Source organism: Nonomuraea sp. NPDC003804, from assembly GCF_040610675.1.
GTDB lineage: Bacteria > Actinomycetota > Actinomycetes > Streptosporangiales > Streptosporangiaceae > Nonomuraea.
Genome location: NZ_JBEXMT010000016.1, coordinates 23,379 through 47,333 on the forward strand (window position 1 = coordinate 23,379; position 23,955 = coordinate 47,333).

A 23,955-nucleotide genomic window follows, 5' to 3' on the forward strand; every position below is an offset into this window, starting at 1 on the left:
AGAGAGCTCCGTATCCAGGGCTTGAGCGGACCCGAGTCTAGTCGGATCGGCAGAAAGGGTCGTGCGCGGCGACGCCTGCCTGTGGAAAACGACCGGCCGCGCCTCGCGCCTGTGGAAAAGCCCGTCGGGTCCGTGCTCGCCGTACGGTCAGGCGAAGTCGGGTGCCCCGGCGGGCATGGTAAATCGGAACTCGGCCCCGCCCTCGGGCGCGCGCTGCACGGTGATGGTGCCGCCGTGGGCCTCCACCAGGCCCTTGACGATGAACAGGCCAAGGCCCGTGCCGCCGCGCCTGCGGCTGTTGCCGCGCCAGAACTGCTGGAAGACGCGCGGGGCCAGCTCGGGCGCGATGCCCTCACCCTGGTCTCGCACGGACACGGCAACTCCCCAGCCGACGGATTCGATGTCGATCGTGACGGTGCCCCTGCCGTGGCGCACCGCGTTCTCCACCAGGTTACCGAGAATCTGGTCGATCTTGTCGCCGTCGAGCCACATCTCGGGCAGCTCGCCGGAGACCCGCAGCTGGAAGCGGTTTTCGGGCTCGCCCGCCGCGACCCTGCCAGCGATGATCTTGCGGGCCCGGGCGGGCACGTCGACGACCGCCCGGTGGATCTCCAGCCGCCCCGACTCGATCCGCGAGACGTCGAGCAGCTCGGTGATCAGCCTGGTGACCCTGTCGGCGTCGTTGTTGACGGTCTCCAGCATCACGAGCTTCTGCTCTTCGGTGAAGCGCGTCCACTTGGCCAGCAGCGTCGCGGTGAAGCCCTTGACGCTGGTCAGCGGCGAGCGCAGCTCGTGGGCGACCGTCGAGACCAGGTCGGCGCGGCTGCGTTCGAGCCGCGCCCTGGCGCCGCCGTCGCGCAGGGTGATCGTGACCCGCGCGACGTCGCCGCCGCACTCGGGCTCGCGCACCAGCCTGGCCGCCACGTGCAGCTCCTGCCCGCCGGGCAGGTGGAGCGGCCGTTCGGGCACCCTGGTCCTGGTGCGCAGCCCGCCCTCGGGGTCGAGGCACTTCCACCACTCGCGGCCGTCGTGGTCGCGGAACGGGAACACCTCGTTGATGTCACCGCCGACCGCGCGCTCGCGGCTGACGCCGGTGAGCCTGGCGGCGGCCCTGTTGACGGTGAGGATCACGCCGAAGCGGTCGGTCACGATGAGCCCGTCGGGCAGGTCGTCCACGGGCACCGTGCACGCCGGATCGGACACCCGCCAACCGGTACCTTCGCCCCGCACGAACCCCGCCTCCTCAACCTACATGGCCGACAATAGCGGGTTTCCCACACCAGAGGGCACCCGCGCGCGCCGCCTTGCGCTGGGGTCGCCCTGTCCTCCCGTACGGCTACCGCCGGGCCGGGCCCACCCAGGGCACGCATGCCCGCCCGTCCAGGGAGACGGCACGCGAGCTCACCGGCGGGCCGCCGTCACGCGCCGCCGTCCCGCGCCTGCGGGGCAAACCCGCTTGCCCGGCCGGTTCCGGGCCGGTTCAGCCGTTCCGCTGGGCCCTGGCCGAGGCGTACAGGCAGACCGCCGCCGCGGTCGCCAGGTTGAGGCTCTCCGCCTGCCCGTAGATCGGTACCCGCACCACGTCGTCGGTGAGCGCCAGGATCTCCTCGGGCAGCCCCCACGCCTCGTTGCCGAACACCCAGGCCGTGGGCCCCGACAGGTCGACGTCGTCCAGCGTGTGCTTGCCGGCCCCGTCGGCCGCCAGCACCCGCAGCCCGCTGTCCTTCAGCCGCCGCACGGCCTGCGCGACCGGCGAGCCGATGGCCACGGGCAGGTGGAACAGGCTGCCCGCGCTGGCCCTGACGCACTTGCCGTTGTAGGGGTCGACCGAGGCGTCGGTGAACACGACGGAGTCGGCGCCGGCCGCGTCGGCCGTACGCATCACGGTGCCCGCGTTGCCGGGGTCGCGCACGTGCGCGAGCACCGCCACGAGCCGGGCCTGCTCGGTGACGGCCTGCTCCAGGGGCGTGTGCACGAACGTGCAGATCGCCACCAGGCCCTGCGGCGTCACCGTCTGGGCCAGTTCGGCCATGACCTCGCCGCTGGCCCGCTGGACCGGAACGCCCTTGAGCGTGGCCTCGCTGATGAGGTCGCCGTGTCGCACCTCGGCCTCGGCGGTGGTGAACAGTTCGAGGACCACGCCGTCCAGCTTGAGCGCCTCGCGCACGGCCTGGGGTCCTTCGGCGAGGAACTTGCGGTCCTGCTCCCTGAAAGCGCGCTTGGTGAGCCGGCGCGCGGCTTTCACGCGCGGCGACTTCACGTTGGTCAGCTCGGATCCCGCCATGCTCCAGTCCCCCACTCGTCGAACGCTCGTGCCCGCACGAGCCATTGTCCAGCTCTCACGACCCTCCCGGACCCCTGAAGAGCATGAGGGACGCTCGCGCGGGCCGCCGCGGGAGGCCGGGAGCCGCTCACGGCCCGCTTCACCGACCCCGGTCCGCTCACCGCCCGTCTGCCCGCTGCCGCCGGTCGGGCCGAACCCGGTCCGCTCACCGCCTGCCGGCCCGCCGGCGACGGTCGGGCCGAACCCGGTCCGGCCGTCGCGCCTGCCCGCTGCCGGCGATCACCCTCAGGAACGGCCGTTGCGCGGCTGTCAGGCAGCTCTCAGCGACCCGCAGATCGACATGAGCCGCACCAGGCCGGTCGCCCCGTGCCGCGAAACCCGCCGGATGATCGGTCACTCCCGCCGTCCGTCAGCCACCGGCGGCCCGCTCCCGCGAGAAAGCCAGGAGACCGCTCCCGGACAAAGCCAAGAGGCCGCTCCCGCGAGAGAGCCAGGAGGCCGTGGCCACGAGAGAACCCCCACCCCGTTGGGCAGGCCGCTCTCGGCGCACCGGCGACCCACCGGCCATCGAGCGGTTCCTCCCGGAAGCCACTGGGCCCGGCCACCAGGGGCCGCGCCGTGACACCGCCTGTCCGGAAGGGCAGGGGCGCGAGCCGGGACGGCGACGCGAACCACCCGCGTGCCGTCCGGCCCCATGTCCGCCCGAACCGGGCCGGGCAAACAAAACGGGCCCACCGACGTGGCGGTGGGCCCGTGCGAATCCGTGCCGAACGGTCAGCCCGCGGCCGGCGCGTTCACGTTCGCCGGCAGGGCCTTCTTGGCGGCCTCGACCAGCGTCGCGAAGGTCTGGCTGTCGTTGACCGCCAGGTCGGCGAGGATCTTGCGGTCGACCTCGATGTTGGCCAGCCGCAGACCCTGGATCAGGCGGTTGTAGGTGATGCCGTTCTGACGAGCCGCCGCGTTGATCCGCTGGATCCACAGGCGGCGGAAAGCGCCCTTGCGGTCCTTACGGTCACGGTAGGCGTAGGTCATCGAGTGGAGCATCTGCTCCTTGGCCTTGCGGTACAGCCTGGACCGCTGGCCACGGTAGCCGCTCGCCCGCTCGAGGACGACCCTGCGCTTCTTCTTGGCGTTGAGCGCCCGCTTCACGCGTGCCATGTTCTATCTCCCCGGGGACTTGCGCTACTTGGCGAGCAGCTTCTTGGTCTTCTTGTAGTCAGCGTCGGAAATGACGACTTCATTCTTGAGACGGCGCGTCAGCGTGGACGACTTCCACTCGTTGTAGTGCGCGCGGCTGGCGCGGCGGCGCTTGATCTTGCCGGTTCCGGTGAACCGGAACCGCTTCTTCGCACCGCTGTGCGTCTTCATCTTCGGCATTTCGCCGTCTCTCCTCAATTCGTCCGTGCCGAATCCCGGGCCGGTGCGGGCCGGCCCGGTTGCGGCTTGTTCGACTGGCGCTGGCTGGGTCGCCTGTAAGGCTAACCCGAACTGCGGGTCACTCTTCCGGTTCGGAAGGCTCCTCGCTGCCACGCTGCGCCTTGGCCGCTGCCTTTTCGGCCTTGGCCTCGGCCTTCTTCTTGTGCGGACCGATCACCATGATCATGTTACGGCCGTCCTGCTTGGGCTGGGACTCGACGAAGCCGAGCTCCGTGACGTCCTCGGCCAGCCTCTGCAGGAGCCTGAAACCCAGCTCGGGACGCGACTGCTCACGTCCGCGGAACATGATCGTGACTTTGACCTTGTCTCCCGCCTTGAGGAACCGCACCACGTGACCCTTCTTGGTCTCGTAGTCGTGCGGGTCGATCTTCGGCCGGAGCTTGATCTCCTTGATGATCGTGTGCGCCTGATTCTTGCGCGCCTCGCGCGCCTTCATCGCGGACTCGTACTTGAACTTGCCGTAGTCCATGAGCTTGCACACGGGCGGACGAGCCGTGGCCGCGACCTCGACGAGGTCGAGGTCTGCCTCCTGGGCGAGCTTCAGGGCGTCGTGGATGGACACGATGCCGACCTGCTCACCGTTAGGGCCGACGAGGCGAACCTCGGGCACACGGATGCGCTCGTTGATGCGGGGCTCAGTGCTGATGGGGCCTCCTAGGTATGCGATCCCTACGCGCTCGATCGTGCCGGGCATCAACGCGGATGTAAACGCGAAAATGCCCCGCACATCGCGCATGCGGGGCCACTGAGCTTGGCGGCTCGAATGGCCGTAAGCTCCCCGGAGTAAGTCCGGCGTGATCCTGGACCTGGACACCTCACGGTGACTCAGGTGGGAGGGAGACCTCCGCTTGCGCGTCCAGCAAGCATGCCGGACCGATCAGGGAGCTACATTACCACAACCACGAGCGCCCGCCGAATCATCCCGCCTGGCTGACGCATTTCCTGGACGGCCTGGCACACGACAGCGGGCCGCGGACCAGGCCCGTCTTCGCCGAGACGGCCGGAGAACGGCCAGGCTCAGCCCCATCGGGCGTGCCCGTGATCGGGCTGCCCGGGGCCGGTCACCGTAAAGTCAAGACTTCGCGGGGACCGGGAATCAACCCGTTCGAGTGGCGCGCCTGAGGATCTCGGCCTCGCCCGCCGCGCGCATCGCCGCCACCGGCACGTCCGTCCGGCCCGTCATCAGCTCCACCTGGCGCACCGCCTGGTGCAGCAGCATCGGGAACCCGCCGACCACCTTTCCGCCCGCGGCCCGCACCGCGGCGGCCAGGCGCGTCGGCCAGGGGGCGTAGACGACGTCGAACAGCGCGGGGACCCGCGCCGCCTGGCCCGCGAAAGCATCGGCGGCGCCACCGGGCAGCGTGGAGACCACCAGGTCGACGTCGAGCAACGCGTCCAGCTTGTCGAACGTCTCGACCGCCAGCGCCATCCCGAGCCGCTCGGCCACCTCGATCGTCTCCCCCGCCCGCGCGGGGTCGCGCACGACGAGTGTCGCGGCGCCGGTGCCGAGGCCGCGCAGTGCGGCCAGGGCAGAGGCGGCCGTGGCGCCGCCGCCCAGCACCAGCGCCGAGCCGGGGGCGGGGATGCCCGCCTCGGCCAGGGCCTGCTCGATGCCGTGGACGTCGGTGTTGTCGCCGTGTCTGGCGCCGCCGGCGAACACCACCGTGTTGGCGCCGCCCACCGCGACGGCCAGGTCGGAGACGGTGTCGAGCAGCGGGAGCACGGCGCGCTTGAGCGGCATCGTCAGCGACAGCCCCGCCCAGTCCTCGGCGTCGAGCATGGCGGGCAGGCCGGCTTCGTCGCACTCGCGCGCCTCGTAGGTCCAGCCGGTCAGGCCCATGGCCTGGTAGGCGGCCCGGTGCAGGAACGGCGAGAGCGAGTGCGTGATCGGCGAGCCCAGCACCGCTGCCCGTCCTGTGGTCCGCACACCTGCTCCTTTCACCGCGCCCTGGGTCTCCAGGACTCTATCGCCCGGTACGGCAGGCCCGCGCGAGCCCCACCCGGCGGCACGGGCCACGCCTCACCGAGCCCAGCCTGCGCCGAGCCGGCGCCGAGCCCGCGCGGGCCGGCCGGGTCACCCACCGCCGTTGCGCTCGAACTCCGCCTTCAGCTTCCAGAACTCCGCCTCGCTGGCCGTGAACTTGGTGACCTTGTTCTTGGGGTCGGTCGTCACGAAGTACAGGTAGCCGCTGTCGCTCGGCTTGAGCGCCGCCTCGATCGCGTGCTCACCCGGGTTGCTGATCGGCCCCGGCGGCAGCCCTTCGTACATGTAGGTGTTGAACTTCGACTTGGTCTCCAGATCGGCATGGGAGGCGGCGATGCCGTACTTGTTGAGCGCGTACATGACCGTGCTGTCCATCTGGAGCTTCATCGCCGGCTTGCGCGACAGACGGTTGTAGATCACCTCGGCGATCTTCGGCATGTCCTCGTACGTGCCCGCCTCGGCCTGCACGATGCTGGCGACGGTCATGATCTGCCCCGGGGTGAGGCCGAGCTGTTTGGCCGACTCCTCCAGGTTCGTGGCCGACGCCGCCTGCGTGTAGCGGTCGACCATCTGGGTGAGCATCTGGGTGGGAGTGGCGTTCGGCTCGAACTCGTAGGTCGCGGGGAAGGCGTAGCCCTCCAGGCTCTTGGCGTAGGACGGCAGGCCGATGGCCTCCTTGTCCTTGGCCGCCGCGACGAACTCCTTGCGCGACTTCTTGGTCTGCTTGGCCAGGATGTCGAACACCTTGGTGAGCCGCTCCCCCTCCTTGATCAGGACGGTGTTCTGCAGCTTCTTGCCCGACACCAGCGCCTCGACGGCGGCGGCGGCCGACATGCCCTTCTTCAGGGTGAACTGGCCGGGTCGCAGCTCGGAGCTCTTGCCGGCGGCGGCGATGGCGTTGGTGAAGGCGCGCTCGCTGGCCACCACGCCCTGCGCCTGCAGGGTCTTGGCGACGTCGGCGGCGGTCTGGCCGTCCTTGACCTGGATGACCACCTCGGTGGTGCCGGGTCCCTTGAAGTCGTCGGGCACCAGCGCGTCGCTGAGCCACAGGTAGCCGTAGTAGCCGCCACCGCCGATGATGCCCACGAGGACGATCACAGCGAGCAGCGGGGCGAGGAATCCGCCGCGGTTGCGGCGCCTGCGCCTGCGGCGGCCACGGCCCACCTTGCCGGAACCGCGAGAGCGGCCCCTGGCCCGACCTTCGTCGTCCTCGGAGCCTAGCAAAAAGTCCATGTCGAGATCGTTCATAGATGCGGTGGCCAATCTCCCGGTATGGACGGCCTGGCGTCAAGGGGGAACACCAAACCGGTGGGGGTTACCGAGCCGAACGAGGGGATCCGCCGGCCTTGAGCCGGTGACCAGCGGTTATCACGATGTGTAGCAATGCTAGGGGATGCGGCAGGCGTGCGCGCCTCCGCCCCGGCCCCGGTCCTCGGCGGGACTAAGCAGGCCCCGAGCAGCATCAATGGGTCCCGAGGTAGTCGTTCAACTCTTCCCGGTATCTCACGAACTCACTCTCTTTGTCGGTGAATTTCGTGATTCTATGCTCCGGGTTGGTTGTCACAAACCAGTTCCAATCGCCCCTGGCCGGGTGCAACGCGGCCAGCAGCGCCTTCTCCCCCGGATTGGCGATCGGCCCCGGAGGCAGGCCCTTGTGCCGGTAGGTGTTGTACCGGGAGCGCACCCTGAGATCGTCCTGCGACAGCTTCAGCGTGCGCCGGTTGAGCGCATAGGTGACGGTGGCGTCGAGCTGGAGCGGGGTGCCGCTCCTGAGCCGGTTGTAGATCACTCTAGCGATCTTCGGATAGTCGCCGTCCCTGCCGCCCTCGGCCTGCACCAGGCTCGCCACGGTGACCGCCTCCAGCGGCGTGAGCGCGACCCCCGCGGCACGTGACTCGAGGCCGATGCTCGCGGCCGCCTCCCTGAACCGGGTGACCATCCGCCTGAGCAGGTCGGCCGCCGTGCCGCCCGGCTCGACCTCGTAGGTCGCCGGGAAGAGGAAGCCCTCCAGGCCGCGGGCGTAGCGGGGCAGGCCCAGCGTGGCGACCCTGGCCGTCCGGAAGTCCTGGAGCGGGATGCCCGACTGCTTGGCCAGGTACGGCAGCGCCTCCGACAGCCGCATGCCGTCGGGCAGCGTGACCCGCTTGACCACCCTGGCACTCGGCGTCAGCAGCAGGTCGAGCGCCGCGGCGGCGGCCATCCCCTTGCGCAGCAGGTAGTGCCCGGGATACAGGCTCGCCGCCTTGGAACGTTCCTGCGCGACGTTGGCGAACGAGCGGGCACTGGCCACCACGCCGGCCTCGGTCAGGAGCGCCCCGATGTCGCCCGCGCTGGCTCCCGGGTGGATGTGCACGGTGACCGCTCCCGTGCCCGCCCCGTCGAAGTCCGCGGGCATGACGTACGGCTTCAGCACCACGAACCCCGCGGTGCCGAGCGCCAGCGCGGAGGCGGCGGCGCCACCCGCCAGCGTGGCGGCCTTGCGCCTGGCCCGGCGCCGGCCCGAGGCCGCCCGATCGGCTGCCGGCGAGGCCGCCCAGCCGGCGGCCGGCAGGTCGGGCCCGTCACCGCCGGTCTCCCCCTCGTCCTCCACCGGTCTGCTGAAGGGGATCACCTCGGCCAGCGAGTCACCGTCGTCGTCGCCGGGCCGCCGGCTCGACGGCAGCTCGGCCACCGGCAGCGGAGCCGTGTCCTCCAGGGGACGTCCCGGCGTCGTGCGGGGTCCCTCGTCGTCCGGCCCGCTCACCGGGCAGACCCGTCGTCCGCCGCTTCGGGCGGATCGACGGGTCTGCCTGGTGGCCGGTCTGTGGCTCGCTCCGCGTCGAGCGCGTCCTGCAGCAGCACGACGGCGGCCGCCTGGTCGACGACGGAGCGCTGCTTCTTGGCCTTGACGCCGCTGGCCCGCAGCCCCTGCTGGGCGGCGACCGTGGTCAGCCGCTCGTCGAACAGCCGCACCGGCACGGGTGCCAGCCGTACGGCGAGGTCAACGGCGAAGGTGCGGGCCAGCGCCGCGGCCTGGCCCTCACGTCCCGACAGCGAGGTGGGCAGCCCGACGATCACCTCGATCGCCGCGTGCTCCTCGACCAGGACGGCGATGCGGTCGAGGTCGCCCGCACCGCGTCTGACGGTCTCCACCGGAGTGGCCAGCAGTCCCGAGGGGTCGCTGCGGGCCACTCCGATGCGTACGGACCCGACGTCGACGCCGAGTCGTGCGCCGAATCTCATGTCAGGCGAGCTGCTCCGCGATGGTCTCGCCGACCACGCGCAACGCCTCGTCGATCGCCTCAGGACGGGTGCCCCCGCCCTGCGCGACATCGTCCTTGCCGCCACCGCCACCCCCAAGCGCCTTGGCGGCGACGCCGACCAGTCTCCCGGCCTTGAGCCCCCGCTCGCGCCCCGCCTCGTTGACCGCGGCAACCACCACCGGACGGTCAGAGGGGACCCCGGCGAGCACGACGACCGCCGGACGGTCACCGGCGAACCTGCCGCGCACGTCAAGCGCGAGCTTACGCAGATCATCGGGCCCGGTTCCATCAGGCGCGCGGTGGGTCACGACAGAGACTCCGTGCAGCTCACGGGCCTGCGCGGCCAGATCGCCTGCGATCTGGAGCACCTGCGCGGAGCGCAGCTTCTCCAGCTCCTTCTCGGCGGTGCGGAGCCTGGAGACGATGCCCTCGATGCGCTCGGGCAGCTCCTCGCGGCGCGCCTTCAGCTGCTCGGTCACCTGGGCGACCAGCAGCGACTCGCGGGCCAGGAAGCGGAAGGCGTCGATGCCGACCAGCGCCTCCACGCGGCGCACGCCCGCGCCGACCGACTGCTCGCCCAGCACCTTGACCAGGCCGAGCTGGCCCGAGGAGTGGACGTGGGTGCCGCCGCACAGCTCGCGGGAGTAGTCGCCGATCTCCACGACGCGGACCTCGTCGCCGTACTTCTCGCCGAACATGGCCAGCGCGCCCATCGCCCTGGCCTCGGCCTGGGAGGTGTAGAAGGCGTTGACCCTGAGGTCGTTGATGAGGACGGCGTTGACCTCGTCCTCGACGTCGCGCAGCACGCTGGGCGGCACGGCGCCGGCGGAGGTGAAGTCGAAGCGGAAGCGGCCGGGCGAGTTCTCCGAGCCCGCCTGCGCCGCCGACTCGCCCAGGGCGTTCTTGAAGCCGCGGTGCACCAGGTGGGTGGCGCTGTGGCTGCGCGAGATCGCCTTGCGGCGCTCGACGTCGACCTCGGCCTGCACCTCGTCGCCGAGGCGCAGCTCGCCGGTGCGGACCTTGCCGCGGTGGACGACCAGGCCCTTGATCGGCGACTGCACGTCGAGCACGTCGACCTGCGCGCCCGAGGTGCGCAGCACGCCCTGGTCGGCGAGCTGACCGCCGCCCTCGGCGTAGAAGGGGGTACGGCCCAGCACGACCTCGACGGTCGAGCCCGCGCCGGCCACCGGAACCGGGACGCCGTCGACGAGGATGCCGACCACGCTGGACTCCGCCGTGGTCAGGTCGTAGCCGAGGAACTCGACCGTGCCCGCCTTCTCCAGCAGCTCACCGAAGACGGAGATGTCGGCGTTGCCGGTCTTCTTGGCCGCCGCGTCGGCCTTGGCGCGCTCGCGCTGCTCCTTCATCAGGCGGCGGAAGCCCTCTTCGTCGACCTTGAGCCCCTGCTCGGCCGCCATCTCCAGGGTGAGGTCGATGGGGAAGCCGTAGGTGTCGTGGAGCTGGAAGGCCTGGTCGCCGGAGAGCGTGGTGCCGGACTTGCGCTTGGTCTCCTCGACGGCGACGTCGAAGATCGCCGTGCCGGTGCGCAGCGTGCCGAGGAAGGAGGTCTCCTCGGCGTCGATGACCGCGTGGATCTGCGGCGCGTCGTTCTTCAGCTCGGGGTACTGCTCGCCCATCACGTCGATGGCGACCGCGGTGAGCTCGTGCATGTAGCGCTCCTCGCCCGAGCCGAGCAGGCGCAGGTTGCGGATGGAGCGGCGCAGGATGCGGCGCAGCACGTAGCCGCGGCCCTCGTTGCTCGGGCCGACGCCGTCGGCGACCAGCATGGTGCCGGTGCGGACGTGGTCGGCGACCACGCGCAGGCTGACGTCGGCGCGCGGGTCGCGGCCGTAGCGCGAGTCGGTGAGCTCGGCGGCCTTGTCGAGGATCTTGTAGGTGGTGTCGATCTCGTAGATGTTGTCGACGCCCTGCAGGATCGCCGCCATGCGCTCGAGGCCCATGCCGGTGTCGATGTTCTTGTTGGGCAGCTCGCCGGAGATGTCGAAGTCGGTCTTGTTGCGGACCGCGCTCAGCTGGTCCTGCATGAAGACGTTGTTCCAGACCTCGAGGTAGCGGTTCTCGTCGGCGATGGGCCCGCCCTCGCGGCCGTACTCGGGACCGCGGTCGTAGTAGATCTCCGAGCAGGGGCCGCCGGGGCCGGCCACGCCCATGTGCCAGTAGTTGTCGGCCAGGCCGCGGCGCTGGATGCGCTCGACCGGCACGCCGACCTTGTTGTGCCAGATGTCGAAGGCCTCGTCGTCGTCGAGGTAGACCGTCGCCCAGAGCCGGTCCTCGGGGAAGCCGAAGCCGCCCTCCGACTCGGGCTTGGTCAGCAGCTCCCAGGCGTACGGGATCGCCAGTTCCTTGAAGTAGTCGCCGAGGGAGAAGTTGCCGAGCATCTGGAAGAAGGTGGCGTGCCTGGTGGTCTTGCCGACCTCGTCGATGTCGGGGGTGCGCACACACTTCTGCACGCTGGCCAGCCGTGCCGCCGGAGGCTTGCGCTGCCCCAGGAAGTACGGCTTGAAGGGCACCATGCCCGCAGGCACCAGGAGCAGCGTCGGGTCCTCAGCGATCAGGCTGGCCGAGGGCACGACCTTGTGCCCACGCTCCTCGAAGAAGCGCAGGAAGCGGCGGGCGATCTCTGCCGACTCCATATCAGCGGCCATCCTTTGCGTTAGTGGGTTGTGTCAGGGTTGTCGAGCCCGAAGCGGGATCGCAACTCGATTTCGCGGTCGGCGGCCTCGCCGAGCGCCTCGGAGGTAAAGTCTCTCACCTGCAGCAGCAGCCCGCTGGCACCGTCGGCGGCCCTGCGGGCGACGTGGTCGGGCTTGAGGGTCTGCAGCTTGCGCATCACCCACACGGCGCCGAACGCGCCGAGCGCCATGTAGAACAGCCGCCTGATCACCGCCGCCTCCTGCGCGGCTGCTTGCGGACCTCGATGGCCCTGCGCACGCCGTGACTGAGGGCGGAGACCCTGATGAGCGGCCCGGTGAAGATCGTCTGGGTGACGGCGCTGAGTTTGGCGGCGTGCCCGCTGACCTGCTTGACGTCGCGGGTGATGGCCTCGACGGCGACGAGCTGCCGGTTGGCCTCGTTGACGGTCATGCTCATGTCCTCCAGCAGGGGCACGACCCGGTCGTTGAGGTCGGAGACCATCTTGGTGGTCTCCCTGAGCAGCCGCGCGAGCTTGACGAGCACCATGGCGAGAAAGCAGACGAGGATCGCCCAGGCCATGGCGACGATCAGCCCGGCCAGTTCTCCTGCGGTCAGCATCAGCGGATCCGTCCCCGTTGGCGTCGTGGAATGGGAAAGACCCTATCGTGCCGGATACCACTCGACTGCCTGCTGGGTGTATGTCGCGCCGAGCGAGTCACTCCGGCGCCCGACGCGCTCCGGCCACCAGCTCCACCTCGAAGCCCTGCGCGTTCTCCAGGTAGGCCGCGTGGTGGCCGGGGCCGCCCGCGTGGGGGTGCCGGTCGGCGAACATCAGCCGCCATCCGTGCGCCGGCGCCTCGGCCGCCACGACCTTCCCCCTCCCACTCCTGGTGAGGCTCGTAGCCGAGTCTGGTGAACAGCCAGGTGAAGCCGGGCAGGACCGCCTCCAGCGAGTCGACCCACAGCTCCACGTGGTGCAGGCTCACGGGGATCCGCGCAGGAAGTCGCGGATCCTGGCCCACCGGTCGGCGACGCCGGCCTCGGCGCCGTGCCTGGTCGGCGCGTAGTAGCGGCGCTCGCGCACCTCCTCGGGCGCGTAGTCCTGGCGGACCAGACCGTGCTCGAAGTCGTGCGGGTACTTGTAGCCCTTGCCGTGGCCGAGCTTGGCCGCGCCCGGGTAGTGGGCGTCGCGCAGGTGGCCGGGCATCTGGCCCATCAGGCCGCGCCGCACGTCGTCGGCGGCCGCCCCGATGGCCTTGACCACGGCGTTGGACTTGGGGGCCAGCGCGCAGTGGATGACCGCGTGGGCCAGGTTGATGCCCGCCTCGGGCAGGCCGATGAGCTGGACGGCCTGCGCGGCGGCGACCGCCGTCTGCAGGCAGGTGTTGTCGGCCAGGCCGACGTCCTCGGAGGCGAAGATGACGATCCTGCGGGCGATGAACCGGGGGTCCTCCCCGGCCTCGATCATGCGGGCCAGGTAGTGGAGCGCGGCGTCGGCGTCGGAGCCGCGCATCGACTTGATGAACGCGCTGATGACGTCGTAGTGCTGGTCGCCCTGCCGGTCGTAGCGGACGGCCGCCTTGTCGACCGCCTTCTCAACGACCTCGACCGTGATGTCGTCGGCCAGCAGGGCGGCGGCCTCGAGGTAGGTCAGCGAGCGGCGGGCGTCGCCGCCCGCCAGCCGTACCAGGTGCTCCAGCGCCTCGGGGGCGAGCGTGGCGCGGCCGGACAGGCCGCGCTCGTCGGTGACGGCCCGCCGCAACACGGCGCGGATGTCGTCGTCGGACAGCGACTCGAGGGTCAGCAGCAGCGAGCGTGACAGCAACGGCGAGATCACCGAGAAGAAGGGGTTCTCGGTGGTGGCGCCGATGAAGGTGACCCACCTGTTCTCCACCGCGGGCAGCAGGGCGTCCTGCTGGGCCTTGTTGAAGCGGTGGACCTCGTCGACGAACAGCACGGTCTGCCTGCCCGTCATGCCGAGCTCGCGGCGCGCGTTGTCGATGGCCGCGCGGACGTCCTTGACGCCGGCCGACACGGCGGAGATCTCGACGAAGCGGCGCTTGGTGACGCCGGCGACCACGTAGGCGAGCGTGGTCTTGCCGGTGCCCGGCGGCCCCCACAGGAACAGCGACATCGGCGCGTCGCTCTCGACCAGCCGGCGCAGCGGGGTGCCCTGGCCGAGCAGGTGGCGCTGGCCGAGCACTTCGTCGAGGGCGCGGGGGCGCATCCGCACCGCCAGGGGCTGGGGGGTGGCCTCCTCTGCGGCCGAATCGAACAGACTCTCCACAAATCGAGCCTACAGGGCCCACACCGCCCTGGCGCCCGAATCCCCTGCTCGGAACACGTAGTAGCCCGCCGCGACGGCCAGCGCCACCGTCACCGCCGACGCCGCCCAGGCGGGCACGCGCCGCTCGGCCCGCCACAGGAAGACCATCAGCAGGGCGGCCATGCCGAGGCCGGCCGTGGCCAGCAGCAGCGGCAGGGCGAAGCTCTGGTGCTCGGCGATGCGCTGACCGAGCTCTCCCTCCACCTGCGAGAACCGGGCCGCCTTCAAGGCGCCGCCGCTCTGGCGGGCGGCGAAGACGGCGGCGGGCGCGGCGAGCGCGAGCGCCACCACCGCCCATCCGAGGGACGGCCGGAAGCGGGGCACGAGTGCGTACGCCACGGAGGCGGCGACCAGCAGCGGGGTGAGCACCACCGCGAAGTGGATGATCAGTGGGTGCGCGGGGAGGCCCAGGATCTCGTTGAACATTTCACGACTCCGTTCTCATATGAACACGGATCCCACCACGCCGAGGTTCGCTGAGACCGGTTTCTCATCTACTTCTCAGGACATAAGCCCCATCTCTCCCACCAGCTACTTACGTCCAGCACATTCCCAACCCCGATAGCATGCGCGGAGCAGTTTGGTCATGTGTCGGCAAACGTGGAGGAAATACCGGTGAGCGGCGACGACCGCCAGAGCGAGCTGGCGCGGGAGCACAAGGAGCGGCAGGCGCAGCGTGCGGCCGAGCAGGCGGCCAAGGCCAGGCGCAACACCTTCATCGGCGCGGGCGTCGCGGTGGTGCTCGTGGCGGGCGGCATCGTCGCGGCCACCACGATGATCGGCAAGAGCGACGCCACGCCCGTGGCCGAGGCCTCCGCCTCCCCCAAGGCCAGCACCTCGGTCCCCGCGGTGCCCTCGGCCAGCCCGACGGCGTCGGCGGGGCCGGTGACCTGCGAGTACAAGAAGCAGAACGACCCGGCCATCCCGACCAAGTTCGTCGGCCTGCCGGGCAAGCGGCCCAACAAGAAGCTCAAGCAGATGACGATCGTCACCAACCGCGGCGAGATCGTCATCGACCTCATGACCGAGCAGGCGCCGTGCACGGTCAACGCGCTGGCCTTCCTGGCCAAGAAGAACTTCTACGACAACACCAGGTGCCAGCGCCTTGTCACGCCCGACGCCGCGGGCGTGCACCTGCTGCAGTGCGGCGACCCGCTGGCAAAGGCCGACGGGGTCAACCCCACCGACGGTCAGGGCTCGTCCGGCTTCACCTACGGCGACGAGAACGTCGGCATCCCGTACAACCAGGGCGTCGTGTTCGTCACCCAGCCGTCGGGCGCCGCGGGCCAGAACGGCAGCCAGTTCGCCATCTCCCTGTCCAACGAGAACACGCAGGTCTCCCCCGAGTACGGCGTGCTGGGCACGGTCAGCAAGGGCATGGAGATGATGCTGGGCCTCGCCAAGACCGAGAAGGACCTGATCGTCAACCCCAACGACATCACCGGCGACGGCGGCACCACCGCGCCGAAGAAGCCGGTCGTGATCAAGGACGTGCGCTTCTCCTAGTGATTCAGGTCACAACGCCGCCGCCGCCCGCCACGCAGGGGCACGCTGGAGGCTGTGACCGACAAACTTCCGTTCGAGTTCTTCCTCTCCCCGGAGTTCAGCACCGACCCGTACGCGGTCTACGCCGAGCTCCGGGCGAAGGGGCCCGTCCACGCGATCGACTTCCCGCCCGGCGCGTCCTCGTTCGTGATCATCGACCACGAGCACGTCAGGCCCGCGCTGAACGATCCGCGCCTGTCCAAGAGTCCGGCCAACGGCCCTGACTGGTTCCGCGAGGCGATCGCGAAGGACAATCCCGTGCTGGCCGACAACATGCTGATGTCGGACCCGCCCGACCACACGCGGCTGCGGCGGCTGGTGTCGAAGGCGTTCACCCCGCGCAGGATCGAGGAGCTGCGCCCGCGCGTCCAGCAGATCACCGACGAGCTGATCGACGCCTTCGAGGGCGACACGATCGAGCTGATCGACGCCTTCGCCTTCCCGCTGCCGATCATCGTGATCTGCGAGCTGCTGGGCATCCCCGACAGCGACCGGGCCGACTTCCGCCACTGGTCGGGCGCGCTGGTCCGCCCGGCCTTCGACGAGGAGCTGGCCAGGCAGCGCGACGAGGCCGGCGACGCCTTGCGCGCCTACTTCAGGGAGCTGATCGCCCAGCGGCGCGCCACCCCCACCGACGACCTGGTCGGGGCGCTGGTCACCAGCACCGAGCTGAGCGAGCAGGAGCTGCTGTCGACGCTGGCGCTGCTGCTGATCGCCGGCCACGAGACGACCGTCAACCTCATCGGCAACGGCATGCTGGCCCTGCTGCGCAACCCCGACCAGCTCGAGCTGCTGCGCGAAAGGCCCGACCTGCTGCCGAACGCGGTCGAGGAGTTCCTGCGCTTCGACGCGCCCGTGGAGCGCGGCACCTTCCGCATCGCGCTCGAGGACATGGAGATCGCCGGGACGCAGATCCCGAAGGGCAGCTTCGTGCACGTCTCGATCGGCGCGGCGGGCCGCGATCCCCAGGCCTTCGAGCGCGCCGACGCGCTGGACGTCACGCGCGAAGACAACCGGCACGTCGCCTTCGGGCACGGCATCCACTTCTGCCTCGGCGCGCCACTGGCCCGCATGGAGGCCCAGATCGCGTTCGGCTCGCTGCTCACCCGGCTGCCCGGCCTCGCGCTCGGCTGCGAGGAGAAGGAGCTGAGCTGGCGCTTCAGCGGCTCCATCCTGCGCTCGCTGACCGCCCTCCCGGTCACGATCCAGGGTGGCCCGCGTGCCTGACAAGCTGCCCTTCGAGTTCCTGTTCACCCCCGAGTTCAGCAGGAACCCCTACGCCGTCTACGCCCCCTTACGAGGCGAGGGACCGGTCTTCCCGATCGACTTCCCGCCGGGCTTCGAGGCCTATCTGATCATCGATCACGAGCACGGCAGGGCCGCGCTGAACGACCCGCGCCTGTCGAAGGACATGCAGCGGTTCGGCGACTACTTCAAGGCGATCGCCACCGAGGACGATCTCCTCTTCGACGCCAACATGCTCTCCTCCGACCCGCCCGACCACACGCGGCTGCGCAGGATCGTCTCCAAGGCCTTCACCCCGCGCCGGGTGGAGGAGCTGCGCCCGCGCGTCCAGCAGATCACCGACGAGCTGATCGACGCCTTCGCCGGCGGCAGGGCCGAGCTGCTGGACGCGTTCGCCTTCCCGCTGCCGATCATCGTGATCTGCGAGCTGCTCGGCGTGCCGCCGGAGGACCGCGACCTGTTCCGCGAATGGTCGGCCCTGCTGGTCAACCCCACCTTCGAACCCGACGAGGTCGAACGGCGCAGGGCGGCGGCCAGGGCGACCACCGGCTACTTCCGCGACCTGACCGAGCAGCGCAGGGCCGCGCCGCGCGACGACCTGATCAGCGCGCTGGTGTCCCAGGACGAGCTGACCGAAAAGGAGCTCCTCTCCACGCTCAGCCTGCTGCTGATCGCCGGCCACGAGACCACGGTCAACCTGATCGGCAACGGCGTGCTCGCGCTGCTGCGCAACCCCGGCCAGCTCGAGCTGCTGCGCGCCAGGCCGGAGCTGCTGCCGAACGCGGTCGAGGAGTTCCTGCGCTACGACGGGCCCGTCGAGCGCTCGACCCCGCGCTTCGCCGCCGAGGACCTCGAGATCGCCGGCACCCGCATCCCTCGGGGCGCCATGGTGCACATCTCGCTCGGCGCGGTGGGCCGCGACCCCGCGGTCGTGGCGGCGCCCGACACGCTCGACATCACCCGCGCCGACACCAGGCACCTGGCCTTCGGCCACGGCATCCACTTCTGCCTCGGCGCGCCGCTGGCCCGCATGGAGGGCCAGATCGCCATCGGCACCCTGCTCGACCGGCTGCCCGGCCTCGCGCTGGGCTGCGCCGAGGAGGAGCTGAGCTGGCGGCTGACCGGCTCGGTCGTGCGCGGCCTCGCCGCGCTGCCCGTCCGGTTCTGACGCCGGCGAGCCGGTGGCGCGGCCTCGGCCACGCCACCGGCTCGTTCCGCGGGCGGTCGCCCGGTTCCTACGCCTCGTCCTTCGGCTTGGCGTCGACTCCCGCCTCCTTGCGCTGTTCGACGGTGATCGGCGTGGGCGCGCCGGTCAGCGGGTCGAAGCCGGAGGCGGTCTTCGGGAAGGCGATCACGTCGCGGATCGACTCGCCGCCCGCCAGGAGCATGCAGATCCTGTCCCAGCCGTAGGCGATGCCGCCGTGCGGCGGCGGGCCGTACTTGAACGCCTCCAGCAGGAAGCCGAACTTCGACTCGGCCTCCTGCTTGCTGATGCCGAGCACGTCGAAGACGCGCTGCTGCATCTCGGCCCGGTGGATACGGATGGAGCCGCCGCCGATCTCCATGCCGTTGCAGACCATGTCGTAGGCGTAGGCCAGCGCCTCGCCCGGGTGTTCCTGGAAGTTGTCGGCCCACTCGGGCTTGGGCCCGGTGAAGGGGTGGTGGACCGCGGTCCAGCCGCCCTCGCCGTCCTCCTCGAACATGGGCGCGTCGACGACCCACAGGAACGACCACTGCGACTCGTCGATCAGGCCGCAGCGGCGGCCGATCTCGAGCCGGGCCGCGCCGAGCAGGTCGCGCGAGGTGTTGCGGGGACCGGCGGCGAAGAAGATCGCGTCACCCGGCTTGGCGTCCACCTTGCCCGCCAGGCCCGCGGCCTCGTTGGGCGACAGGTTCTTGGCGACGGGGCCACCGAGCGTGCCGTCCTCCTGGACCAGCACGTAGGCCAGGCCGCGGGCGCCGCGGGACTTGGCCCACTCCTGCCAGGCGTCGAGCTCCTTGCGGGTCTGCGACGCACCACCGGGCATGACCACCGCGCCGACGTAGTGGGCCTGGAAGACGCGGAAGGTGGTGTTCGCGAAGTACTCCGTCATGTCGACGAGCTCCTGACCGAAGCGCAGGTCAGGCTTGTCGGAGCCGTAGCGGGCCATCGCCTCGGCGTAGGGCATGCGCGGCAGCGGCATGGGGATCTCGTAGCCGAGGATCTCCTTCCAGACCCGCGCGATCAGCGCCTCGCCCACCGCGATCACATCGTCCTGGTCCACGAAGGACATCTCGATGTCGATCTGGGTGAACTCGGGCTGCCGGTCGGCGCGCAGGTCCTCGTCGCGGTAGCACTTGGCCAGCTGGTAGTAGCGCTCCAGCCCCGACACCTGCAGCAGCTGCTTGAACAGCTGGGGCGACTGGGGCAGGGCGTACCAGTTGCCCGGCTGCAGGCGCACCGGCACCAGGAAGTCGCGGGCGCCCTCGGGCGTCGAGCGGGTCAGCGTCGGCGTCTCGACGTAGACGAAGCCGTGCTCGTTCATCACCTCGTTGGCCAGGTAGGTGGCCTTGGAGCGGATCCGCATCGCGTTGGCGACCTGCTGGCGGCGGATGTCGAGGTAGCGGTAGCGCAGGCGGACCTCCTCGGCCACGCCCGTGCCGCCCTCGATCGGGAACGGCAGCGGCGCGGCCTCGCTGAGCACCTCGACCGAGTCGGCCACGACCTCGATCTCGCCAGTGGGCAGATCGGGGTTGGCGTTGCCCTCGGGGCGGATCCTGACCTCGCCGACCACCCTCACGCAGTACTCGCTGCGCAGGCCGTGGGCGTCGTCCTCCTCGCGGAAGACCACCTGCGCGGAGCCCGAGGCGTCACGCAGGTCGATGAAGACGACCCCGCCGTGGTCACGACGGCGGGCCACCCAGCCCGCGAGCGTCACCTGCTGGCCCGCGTGCTCCTTACGGAGCTCGCCGGCCTTGTGCGTGCGAATCACTGCAGCTTTCCCTTCAAAACATCGGCGACCTGGGCCAGCGGCACCTCGGTCTGCTCTGCGGTGGTCAGGTCCTTCACCTGGACGGCCTGCGCCGCCAGGTCACGCTCTCCGAGGATCAGCGCGAAGCGGGCGCCCGAGCGGTCGGCGCCCTTCATCGCGCCCTTGAGCCCCTTGCCGCCGAAGGCCATGTCGGCCGACAGGCCCGCCCCTCGAAGCTCCTCGACGAGCAGGAACATCCGGCGGCGCGCCTCATCGCCCAGCGGGACACCGTACACCTGGACGCGGCCGCCGGCCTCGTCGCCGAGCAGGCCCTCGGCCTCCATCGCCAGCAGCGTGCGGTCGACGCCGAGCGCCCACCCGACGCTGGGCAGCGACGGGCCGCCGAGCATCTCGCTGAGCCCGTCGTAGCGCCCGCCGCCGCCGACGGCCGACTGCGAGCCGAGCCCGCCGTGGACGAACTCGAAGGTGGTGCGGGTGTAGTAGTCGAGGCCGCGCACCAGGCGCGGGTCGTCGGTGAAGGGCACCTCGCAGGCGGTCAGCAGGGCGCGGACCTCCTCGTGGTAGGCCTTGCACGCCTCGCACAGGTGGTCGATGACCAGCGGCGCCCCCGTGAGCTGCTCCTGCACCTCGGGGCGCTTGTCGTCGAGCACGCGCAGCGGGTTGATCTCGATCCTGGCCCTGGTGTCCTCGTCGAGGTCGAGGGCGCGCAGGAAGTCCTGCAGCGCGGCCCGGTAGGCGGGGCGGCAGCCCTGGTCGCCGAGCGAGTTGAGCAGCAGCGTGACCTCGCGCAGGCCGAGGTCGCGGAAACCGCGCCAGGCCAGCACGATCAGCTCGGCGTCGAGCGCCGGGTCCTCGGCGCCGAGCGCCTCCGCGCCGACCTGCCAGAAGTGGCGGTAGCGGCCCTTCTGGGCGCGTTCGTAGCGGAACTGGCTGCCGGAGTACCACAGCTTCACCGGGAGCTGGCCGGTGTGCAGGTTGTGCTGCAGGACGGCGCGCACGACCGAGGCGGTGCCCTCCGGGCGCAGGGTCAGCGACCTGCCCGCCTTGTCGGGGAAGGTGTACATCTCCTTCGACACGACGTCGGTCGACTCGCCGACACCGCGTTTGAACAACTCGGTGTCCTCGAAGACGGGCGTCTCGACGTAGCCGTAGCCCGCCTGCCGTACGGGGGCGACGAGCGTCTCCCGGACGGCGAGGACCCGCTCGGAGCGGGGCGGCAGCCAGTCGAAGGTGCCCTTGGGTGCTTGGAAAGTCATCAGATCCCTCGTGTGGGACCGGCGTGCGGCGCGGCTTCCTTGAGATAAGGGTTGGTCGCGCGCTCGCGGCCGATCGTGGTCTGCGGTCCGTGGCCCGGCAGGACGACCGTCTCGTCCGGCAGCGGCAGGCACTTGGCGGCCAGGCTGCGCAGGATCGTCGGGTAGTCGCCGCCCGGCAGGTCAGAGCGGCCGATGGAGCCGGCGAACAGCAGGTCGCCCGAGAACATGATCTCCTCTGGAGGCAGCCTGAAACTCACCGACCCCCTGGTATGGCCCGGGGTGTGGTCGACCACGAACTCCATCCCCGCCAGCTCGACGACGGCGCCGTCGGACAGCTCCCGCACGTCGTCGGGTTCGCTCAGCGTGATGCCCCCGAACAGCTGGCCGGAGGTGGGCGACCAGCCCGCGGCCGGGTCGCTCAGCAGGTGGCGGTCCTCGGGGTGGATCCACGCGGGGATGTCACGCGCGCCGCAGACGGGGGCGACCGACCAGACGTGGTCGAGGTGGCCGTGGGTGAGAAGGACCGCGACGGGCTTCAGCCGGTGCTCGCGGAGCAGGTCGTCGACGGCGTCGACGGCGTCCTGGCCAGGATCGACGATCACGCACTCCTCGCCGGCGGCCGGCGCCACGAGGTAGCAGTTGGTCTGGAACGCCCCTGCGGGGAAGCCTGCGATGAGCATCTGCCTCGGCTGAGTCTCGTCAAGAAAGCGGATGAGAATGTAACCGAAGCGTACCGGTGCTGGCCGCTGGGCTGCGAACCATAACCGGTTGGCCGATACGATTCGCCCACCTCAGTTGATTCGATAGGGAGGCAAAAGCGGTGTCCACGGGCAAGGACCGCCAGCGTCAGCTGGCACGTGAGCACTACGAGCGGCAGATGCAGCGCCGCACCGAACGCGAAGCCAAGGCCAAGCGCACCGCCGTGATCGGATCCACCGTGGGCGTCCTCGTGGTCGTGGGCGGCGTCATCGCCGCCGTGGCCCTGCTCGGCGGCAGCGGCGACAGCGCCGCCTCCGACTCGCCGTCGGCCGCGCCCTCCACCTCCACGTCGGCCGCGGCCGGCCCCAAGCCCTTCGACCCGGCGACGGGCGAGTGCGGCTACCTGCCCGACACCAGCGGCACGGTCAAGGACGTCGGGCTGCCGCCGGCCAAGGCCGAGGCCAAGGACGCGGTCATGACGCTCAAGACGAGCCAGGGCGACATCGTCGTCGAGCTCAACGGCGTCAAGGCCCCGTGCACCGTCAACTCGCTCAAGCACCTGGCCGCCAAGAAGTACTACAACGGCAGCAAGTGCCACCGCCTGGGCAGCGCGCAGTTCCCCATGCTGCAGTGCGGCGACCCGACGGCCAAGGCCGACGGCAAGGCGCAGGGCGACGGCCAGGGCGGCCCCGGCTACCGGCTGGCCGAGGAGAACCTCGAAGGCGCCACCTACAAGCGCGGCGTCATGGCCATGGCCAAGACCAGCGAGCCCGGCACGACGGGCAGCCAGTTCTTCCTGGTCTACGGCGACATCGGGCTGACCCCCGACTACACGCCTGTCGGTACCATCACCAAGGGTCTCGACATTCTCGACAAGGTCAACAAGGCGGGCGTCATCACTCCTGGTCCGGACGGCACGGGCGCACCCAAGGAGACGGTCGAAATCAAAGACGTGACAATCTCTGCCAAGAGCTGACGTAATACAACTAGGGGCAGTAGTCCCGAAGGGTCTGATGAGAGTGCGGGAGGACACGGTGAGCACCGACCCGTGGGGCCGGGTAGACGACGACGGCACCGTCTACGTGCGTACGGCCGAGGGAGAGCGGGCCGTCGGGTCCTGGCAGGCCGGTGAGCCCGAAGAAGCGCTGGCCTACTTCCACCGCAAGTACGACGAGCTGGCCGGTCAGGTCCAGCTGCTCGAACAGCGCGTCAAGGGCACCGACCTGGCTCCTGCGCAGGCCGAGGCGAGCATCGTCAAGCTGCGCGAGGCCGTCGCCGACGCCCACGCCATAGGCGACCTGGGCGCGCTGGTCACGCGTCTCGACGCGCTCAGCGAGCTGGTCGCCAAGCGCCGCGAGGAGGTCAAGGCCGCGCGTGACCTGGCCAGGGCCGAGGCCAAGGCGGTCAAGGAGCGCATCGTCGGCGAGGCCGAGCGCATCGCCGACGAGACCACCCACTGGAAGTCGGGCGGTGAGCGGCTGCGCCAGCTGGTGGAGGAGTGGAAGGCCGCCGAGCGCATCGACCGCGTCACCGAGGCGGCCCTGTGGAAGCGGCTGTCGGCGGCCCGGACGGCCTTCGCCAAGCGGCGCAAGGCCTACTTCGCGGGGCTGGACGAGCAGCGCGAGGGCATCCGCGCCTACAAGGAGCGGATCGTGGTCGAGGCCGAGGCGTTGGCCGACTCCACCGACTGGGGCCAGACGGCCGCCGTCTACCGCGAGCTCATGCAGCAGTGGAAGTCGGCCGGCCGGGCCTCGCGCGAGGCCGAGGACGAGCTGTGGGCCAGGTTCAAGGCGGCTCAGGACCAGTTCTTCCAGGCCCGTTCCGCGGTCTTCGCCGAGCGTGACGCCTCGCTGGCGGCCAACGCGGAGGCCAAGGAGGCGCTGCTGGTCGAGGCGGAGAAGATCCTGCCGGTGACCGACCACCGCCACGCCCGGGCCGCGCTGCGCACGCTGCTCGAGCGCTGGGAGGCCGTCGGTCCCGTGCCGCGCGAGCAGCGCGACCGGCTGGAGGGCGGGCTGCGGCGCGTCGACGAGGCGGTCCGCAAGGCCGAGGAGGCGGAGTGGAAGCGCTCCAACCCCGAGGCCAGGGCTCGTGCCCAGAGCACGGTCGACCAGCTGCGCACCTCGATCGAGCAGCTGGAGAAGAAGCTCGGCAAGGCCCAGGCCGCCGGGCGCGCCAAGGAGGTCAAGGACGCCGAGGAGGCGCTGGCGGCCCGCCGTTCGTGGCTGGAGGAGGCCGAGCGCACGCTCGCCGAGTTCAGCTGATCCCTGCCGGAGGCTCCGGGTGGTACGCCACCCGGAGCCTTTTTAT

The 23,955-nt window shown here is 70.6% G+C and carries 23 protein-coding genes; 5 read left to right on the plus strand and 18 right to left on the minus strand.

Annotated elements, in window-relative coordinates; genetic code table 11:
* Positions 1 to 147: 147 nt before the first annotated feature.
* From ABZX22_RS22245 to ABZX22_RS22315, 15 genes are all read right to left on the minus strand, one after another.
* Complete coding sequence (locus ABZX22_RS22245) at positions 148 to 1,203, minus strand: ATP-binding protein (protein ID WP_354912070.1); 1,056 nt, start codon at positions 1,201 to 1,203, stop codon at positions 148 to 150.
* A 277-nt stretch (positions 1,204 to 1,480) separates the two neighbouring features.
* The gene (locus ABZX22_RS22250; RefSeq protein ID WP_354912072.1) at positions 1,481 to 2,284 is read right to left on the minus strand and encodes an RNA methyltransferase; all 804 of its coding nucleotides are present in this window, start codon (positions 2,282 to 2,284) and stop codon (positions 1,481 to 1,483) included.
* A 774-nt stretch (positions 2,285 to 3,058) separates the two neighbouring features.
* Positions 3,059 to 3,442 carry a 50S ribosomal protein L20 gene (rplT, locus tag ABZX22_RS22255; protein ID WP_354912075.1) on the minus strand — a complete coding sequence of 128 codons (384 nt, stop codon included), beginning with the start codon at positions 3,440 to 3,442 and terminating at the stop codon, positions 3,059 to 3,061.
* Positions 3,443 to 3,466: 24 nt separating this feature from the next.
* The gene (gene rpmI / locus ABZX22_RS22260; RefSeq protein WP_354912078.1) at positions 3,467 to 3,661 is read right to left on the minus strand and encodes a 50S ribosomal protein L35; all 195 of its coding nucleotides are present in this window, start codon (positions 3,659 to 3,661) and stop codon (positions 3,467 to 3,469) included.
* A gap of 118 nt (positions 3,662 to 3,779) precedes the next feature.
* Positions 3,780 to 4,415 (minus strand): translation initiation factor IF-3, encoded by a 636-nt coding sequence (gene infC, locus ABZX22_RS22265; RefSeq protein ID WP_354912081.1) that lies wholly within the window; start codon positions 4,413 to 4,415, stop codon positions 3,780 to 3,782.
* A gap of 402 nt (positions 4,416 to 4,817) precedes the next feature.
* Positions 4,818 to 5,648 (minus strand): shikimate dehydrogenase, encoded by an 831-nt coding sequence (locus tag ABZX22_RS22270; RefSeq protein WP_354912084.1) that lies wholly within the window; start codon positions 5,646 to 5,648, stop codon positions 4,818 to 4,820.
* A gap of 147 nt (positions 5,649 to 5,795) precedes the next feature.
* Positions 5,796 to 6,938, minus strand: a complete 1,143-nt coding sequence (mltG, locus tag ABZX22_RS22275; protein ID WP_354912087.1) for an endolytic transglycosylase MltG — start codon at positions 6,936 to 6,938, stop codon at positions 5,796 to 5,798.
* A 229-nt stretch (positions 6,939 to 7,167) separates the two neighbouring features.
* A complete protein-coding gene (mltG, locus tag ABZX22_RS22280) occupies positions 7,168 to 8,448 on the minus strand; it encodes an endolytic transglycosylase MltG (protein WP_354912089.1) in 1,281 nt (426 codons plus the stop codon).
* Positions 8,445 to 8,927, minus strand: a complete 483-nt coding sequence (gene ruvX / locus ABZX22_RS22285) for a Holliday junction resolvase RuvX (RefSeq protein ID WP_354912092.1) — start codon at positions 8,925 to 8,927, stop codon at positions 8,445 to 8,447. The genes mltG (ABZX22_RS22280) and ruvX overlap by 4 nt, the downstream gene beginning before the upstream one ends.
* Position 8,928: 1 nt before the next feature.
* Positions 8,929 to 11,601: an alanine--tRNA ligase gene (gene alaS, locus ABZX22_RS22290; RefSeq protein ID WP_354912095.1), complete on the minus strand. Its 2,673-nt coding sequence runs from the start codon at positions 11,599 to 11,601 to the stop codon at positions 8,929 to 8,931.
* A 20-nt stretch (positions 11,602 to 11,621) separates the two neighbouring features.
* On the minus strand, positions 11,622 to 11,852 hold the full coding sequence (locus ABZX22_RS22295) for a hypothetical protein (RefSeq protein ID WP_354912098.1): 231 nt from the start codon (positions 11,850 to 11,852) through the stop codon (positions 11,622 to 11,624).
* On the minus strand, positions 11,849 to 12,220 hold the full coding sequence (locus tag ABZX22_RS22300) for a DUF948 domain-containing protein (protein WP_354912100.1): 372 nt from the start codon (positions 12,218 to 12,220) through the stop codon (positions 11,849 to 11,851). Before ABZX22_RS22300 ends, ABZX22_RS22295 begins: the two co-directional genes overlap by 4 nt.
* A 97-nt stretch (positions 12,221 to 12,317) precedes the next feature.
* Positions 12,318 to 12,470 carry a hypothetical protein gene (locus ABZX22_RS22305; protein ID WP_354912103.1) on the minus strand — a complete coding sequence of 51 codons (153 nt, stop codon included), beginning with the start codon at positions 12,468 to 12,470 and terminating at the stop codon, positions 12,318 to 12,320.
* 114 nt (positions 12,471 to 12,584) lie between these two features.
* Positions 12,585 to 13,829, minus strand: coding sequence for a replication-associated recombination protein A (locus ABZX22_RS22310; protein ID WP_354912498.1), 1,245 nt, complete (start codon positions 13,827 to 13,829; stop codon positions 12,585 to 12,587).
* A gap of 69 nt (positions 13,830 to 13,898) precedes the next feature.
* On the minus strand, positions 13,899 to 14,354 hold the full coding sequence (locus tag ABZX22_RS22315) for a DUF2231 domain-containing protein (protein WP_354912105.1): 456 nt from the start codon (positions 14,352 to 14,354) through the stop codon (positions 13,899 to 13,901).
* 189 nt (positions 14,355 to 14,543) lie between these two features.
* On the opposite strand from ABZX22_RS22315, the gene ABZX22_RS22320 reads away from it, so the two are divergent.
* Genes ABZX22_RS22320 through ABZX22_RS22330 form a run of 3 tightly spaced genes read left to right on the plus strand, consistent with a single transcriptional unit; the run spans position 14,544 to position 17,886 of the window.
* Positions 14,544 to 15,434 carry a peptidylprolyl isomerase gene (locus ABZX22_RS22320; protein ID WP_354912107.1) on the plus strand — a complete coding sequence of 297 codons (891 nt, stop codon included), beginning with the start codon at positions 14,544 to 14,546 and terminating at the stop codon, positions 15,432 to 15,434.
* A 54-nt stretch (positions 15,435 to 15,488) separates the two neighbouring features.
* Complete coding sequence (locus ABZX22_RS22325) at positions 15,489 to 16,700, plus strand: cytochrome P450 (protein ID WP_354912110.1); 1,212 nt, start codon at positions 15,489 to 15,491, stop codon at positions 16,698 to 16,700.
* On the plus strand, positions 16,693 to 17,886 hold the full coding sequence (locus ABZX22_RS22330) for a cytochrome P450 (protein WP_354912113.1): 1,194 nt from the start codon (positions 16,693 to 16,695) through the stop codon (positions 17,884 to 17,886). The genes ABZX22_RS22325 and ABZX22_RS22330 overlap by 8 nt, the downstream gene beginning before the upstream one ends.
* 67 nt (positions 17,887 to 17,953) lie before the next feature.
* Here ABZX22_RS22330 and aspS read toward each other — a convergent pair whose 3' ends face one another.
* The 3 genes from aspS to ABZX22_RS22345 are packed head-to-tail and all read right to left on the minus strand — an operon-like array spanning position 17,954 to position 21,626.
* Positions 17,954 to 19,690: an aspartate--tRNA ligase gene (aspS, locus tag ABZX22_RS22335; RefSeq protein WP_354912115.1), complete on the minus strand. Its 1,737-nt coding sequence runs from the start codon at positions 19,688 to 19,690 to the stop codon at positions 17,954 to 17,956.
* Positions 19,687 to 20,946 (minus strand): histidine--tRNA ligase, encoded by a 1,260-nt coding sequence (gene hisS / locus ABZX22_RS22340; protein ID WP_354912118.1) that lies wholly within the window; start codon positions 20,944 to 20,946, stop codon positions 19,687 to 19,689. Before hisS ends, aspS begins: the two co-directional genes overlap by 4 nt.
* Positions 20,946 to 21,626, minus strand: coding sequence for an MBL fold metallo-hydrolase (locus ABZX22_RS22345; protein WP_354912120.1), 681 nt, complete (start codon positions 21,624 to 21,626; stop codon positions 20,946 to 20,948). The genes hisS and ABZX22_RS22345 overlap by 1 nt, the downstream gene beginning before the upstream one ends.
* Before the next feature lie 140 nt (positions 21,627 to 21,766).
* Here ABZX22_RS22345 and ABZX22_RS22350 point away from each other — a divergent pair, with 140 nt between their 5' ends.
* Positions 21,767 to 22,621: a peptidylprolyl isomerase gene (locus ABZX22_RS22350; protein WP_354912123.1), complete on the plus strand. Its 855-nt coding sequence runs from the start codon at positions 21,767 to 21,769 to the stop codon at positions 22,619 to 22,621.
* 37 nt (positions 22,622 to 22,658) lie between these two features.
* Entirely contained in the window at positions 22,659 to 23,909 is a 1,251-nt protein-coding gene (locus ABZX22_RS22355) for a DUF349 domain-containing protein (RefSeq protein WP_354912125.1), read from the plus strand.
* The last annotated feature ends 46 nt before the right edge of the window (positions 23,910 to 23,955 follow it).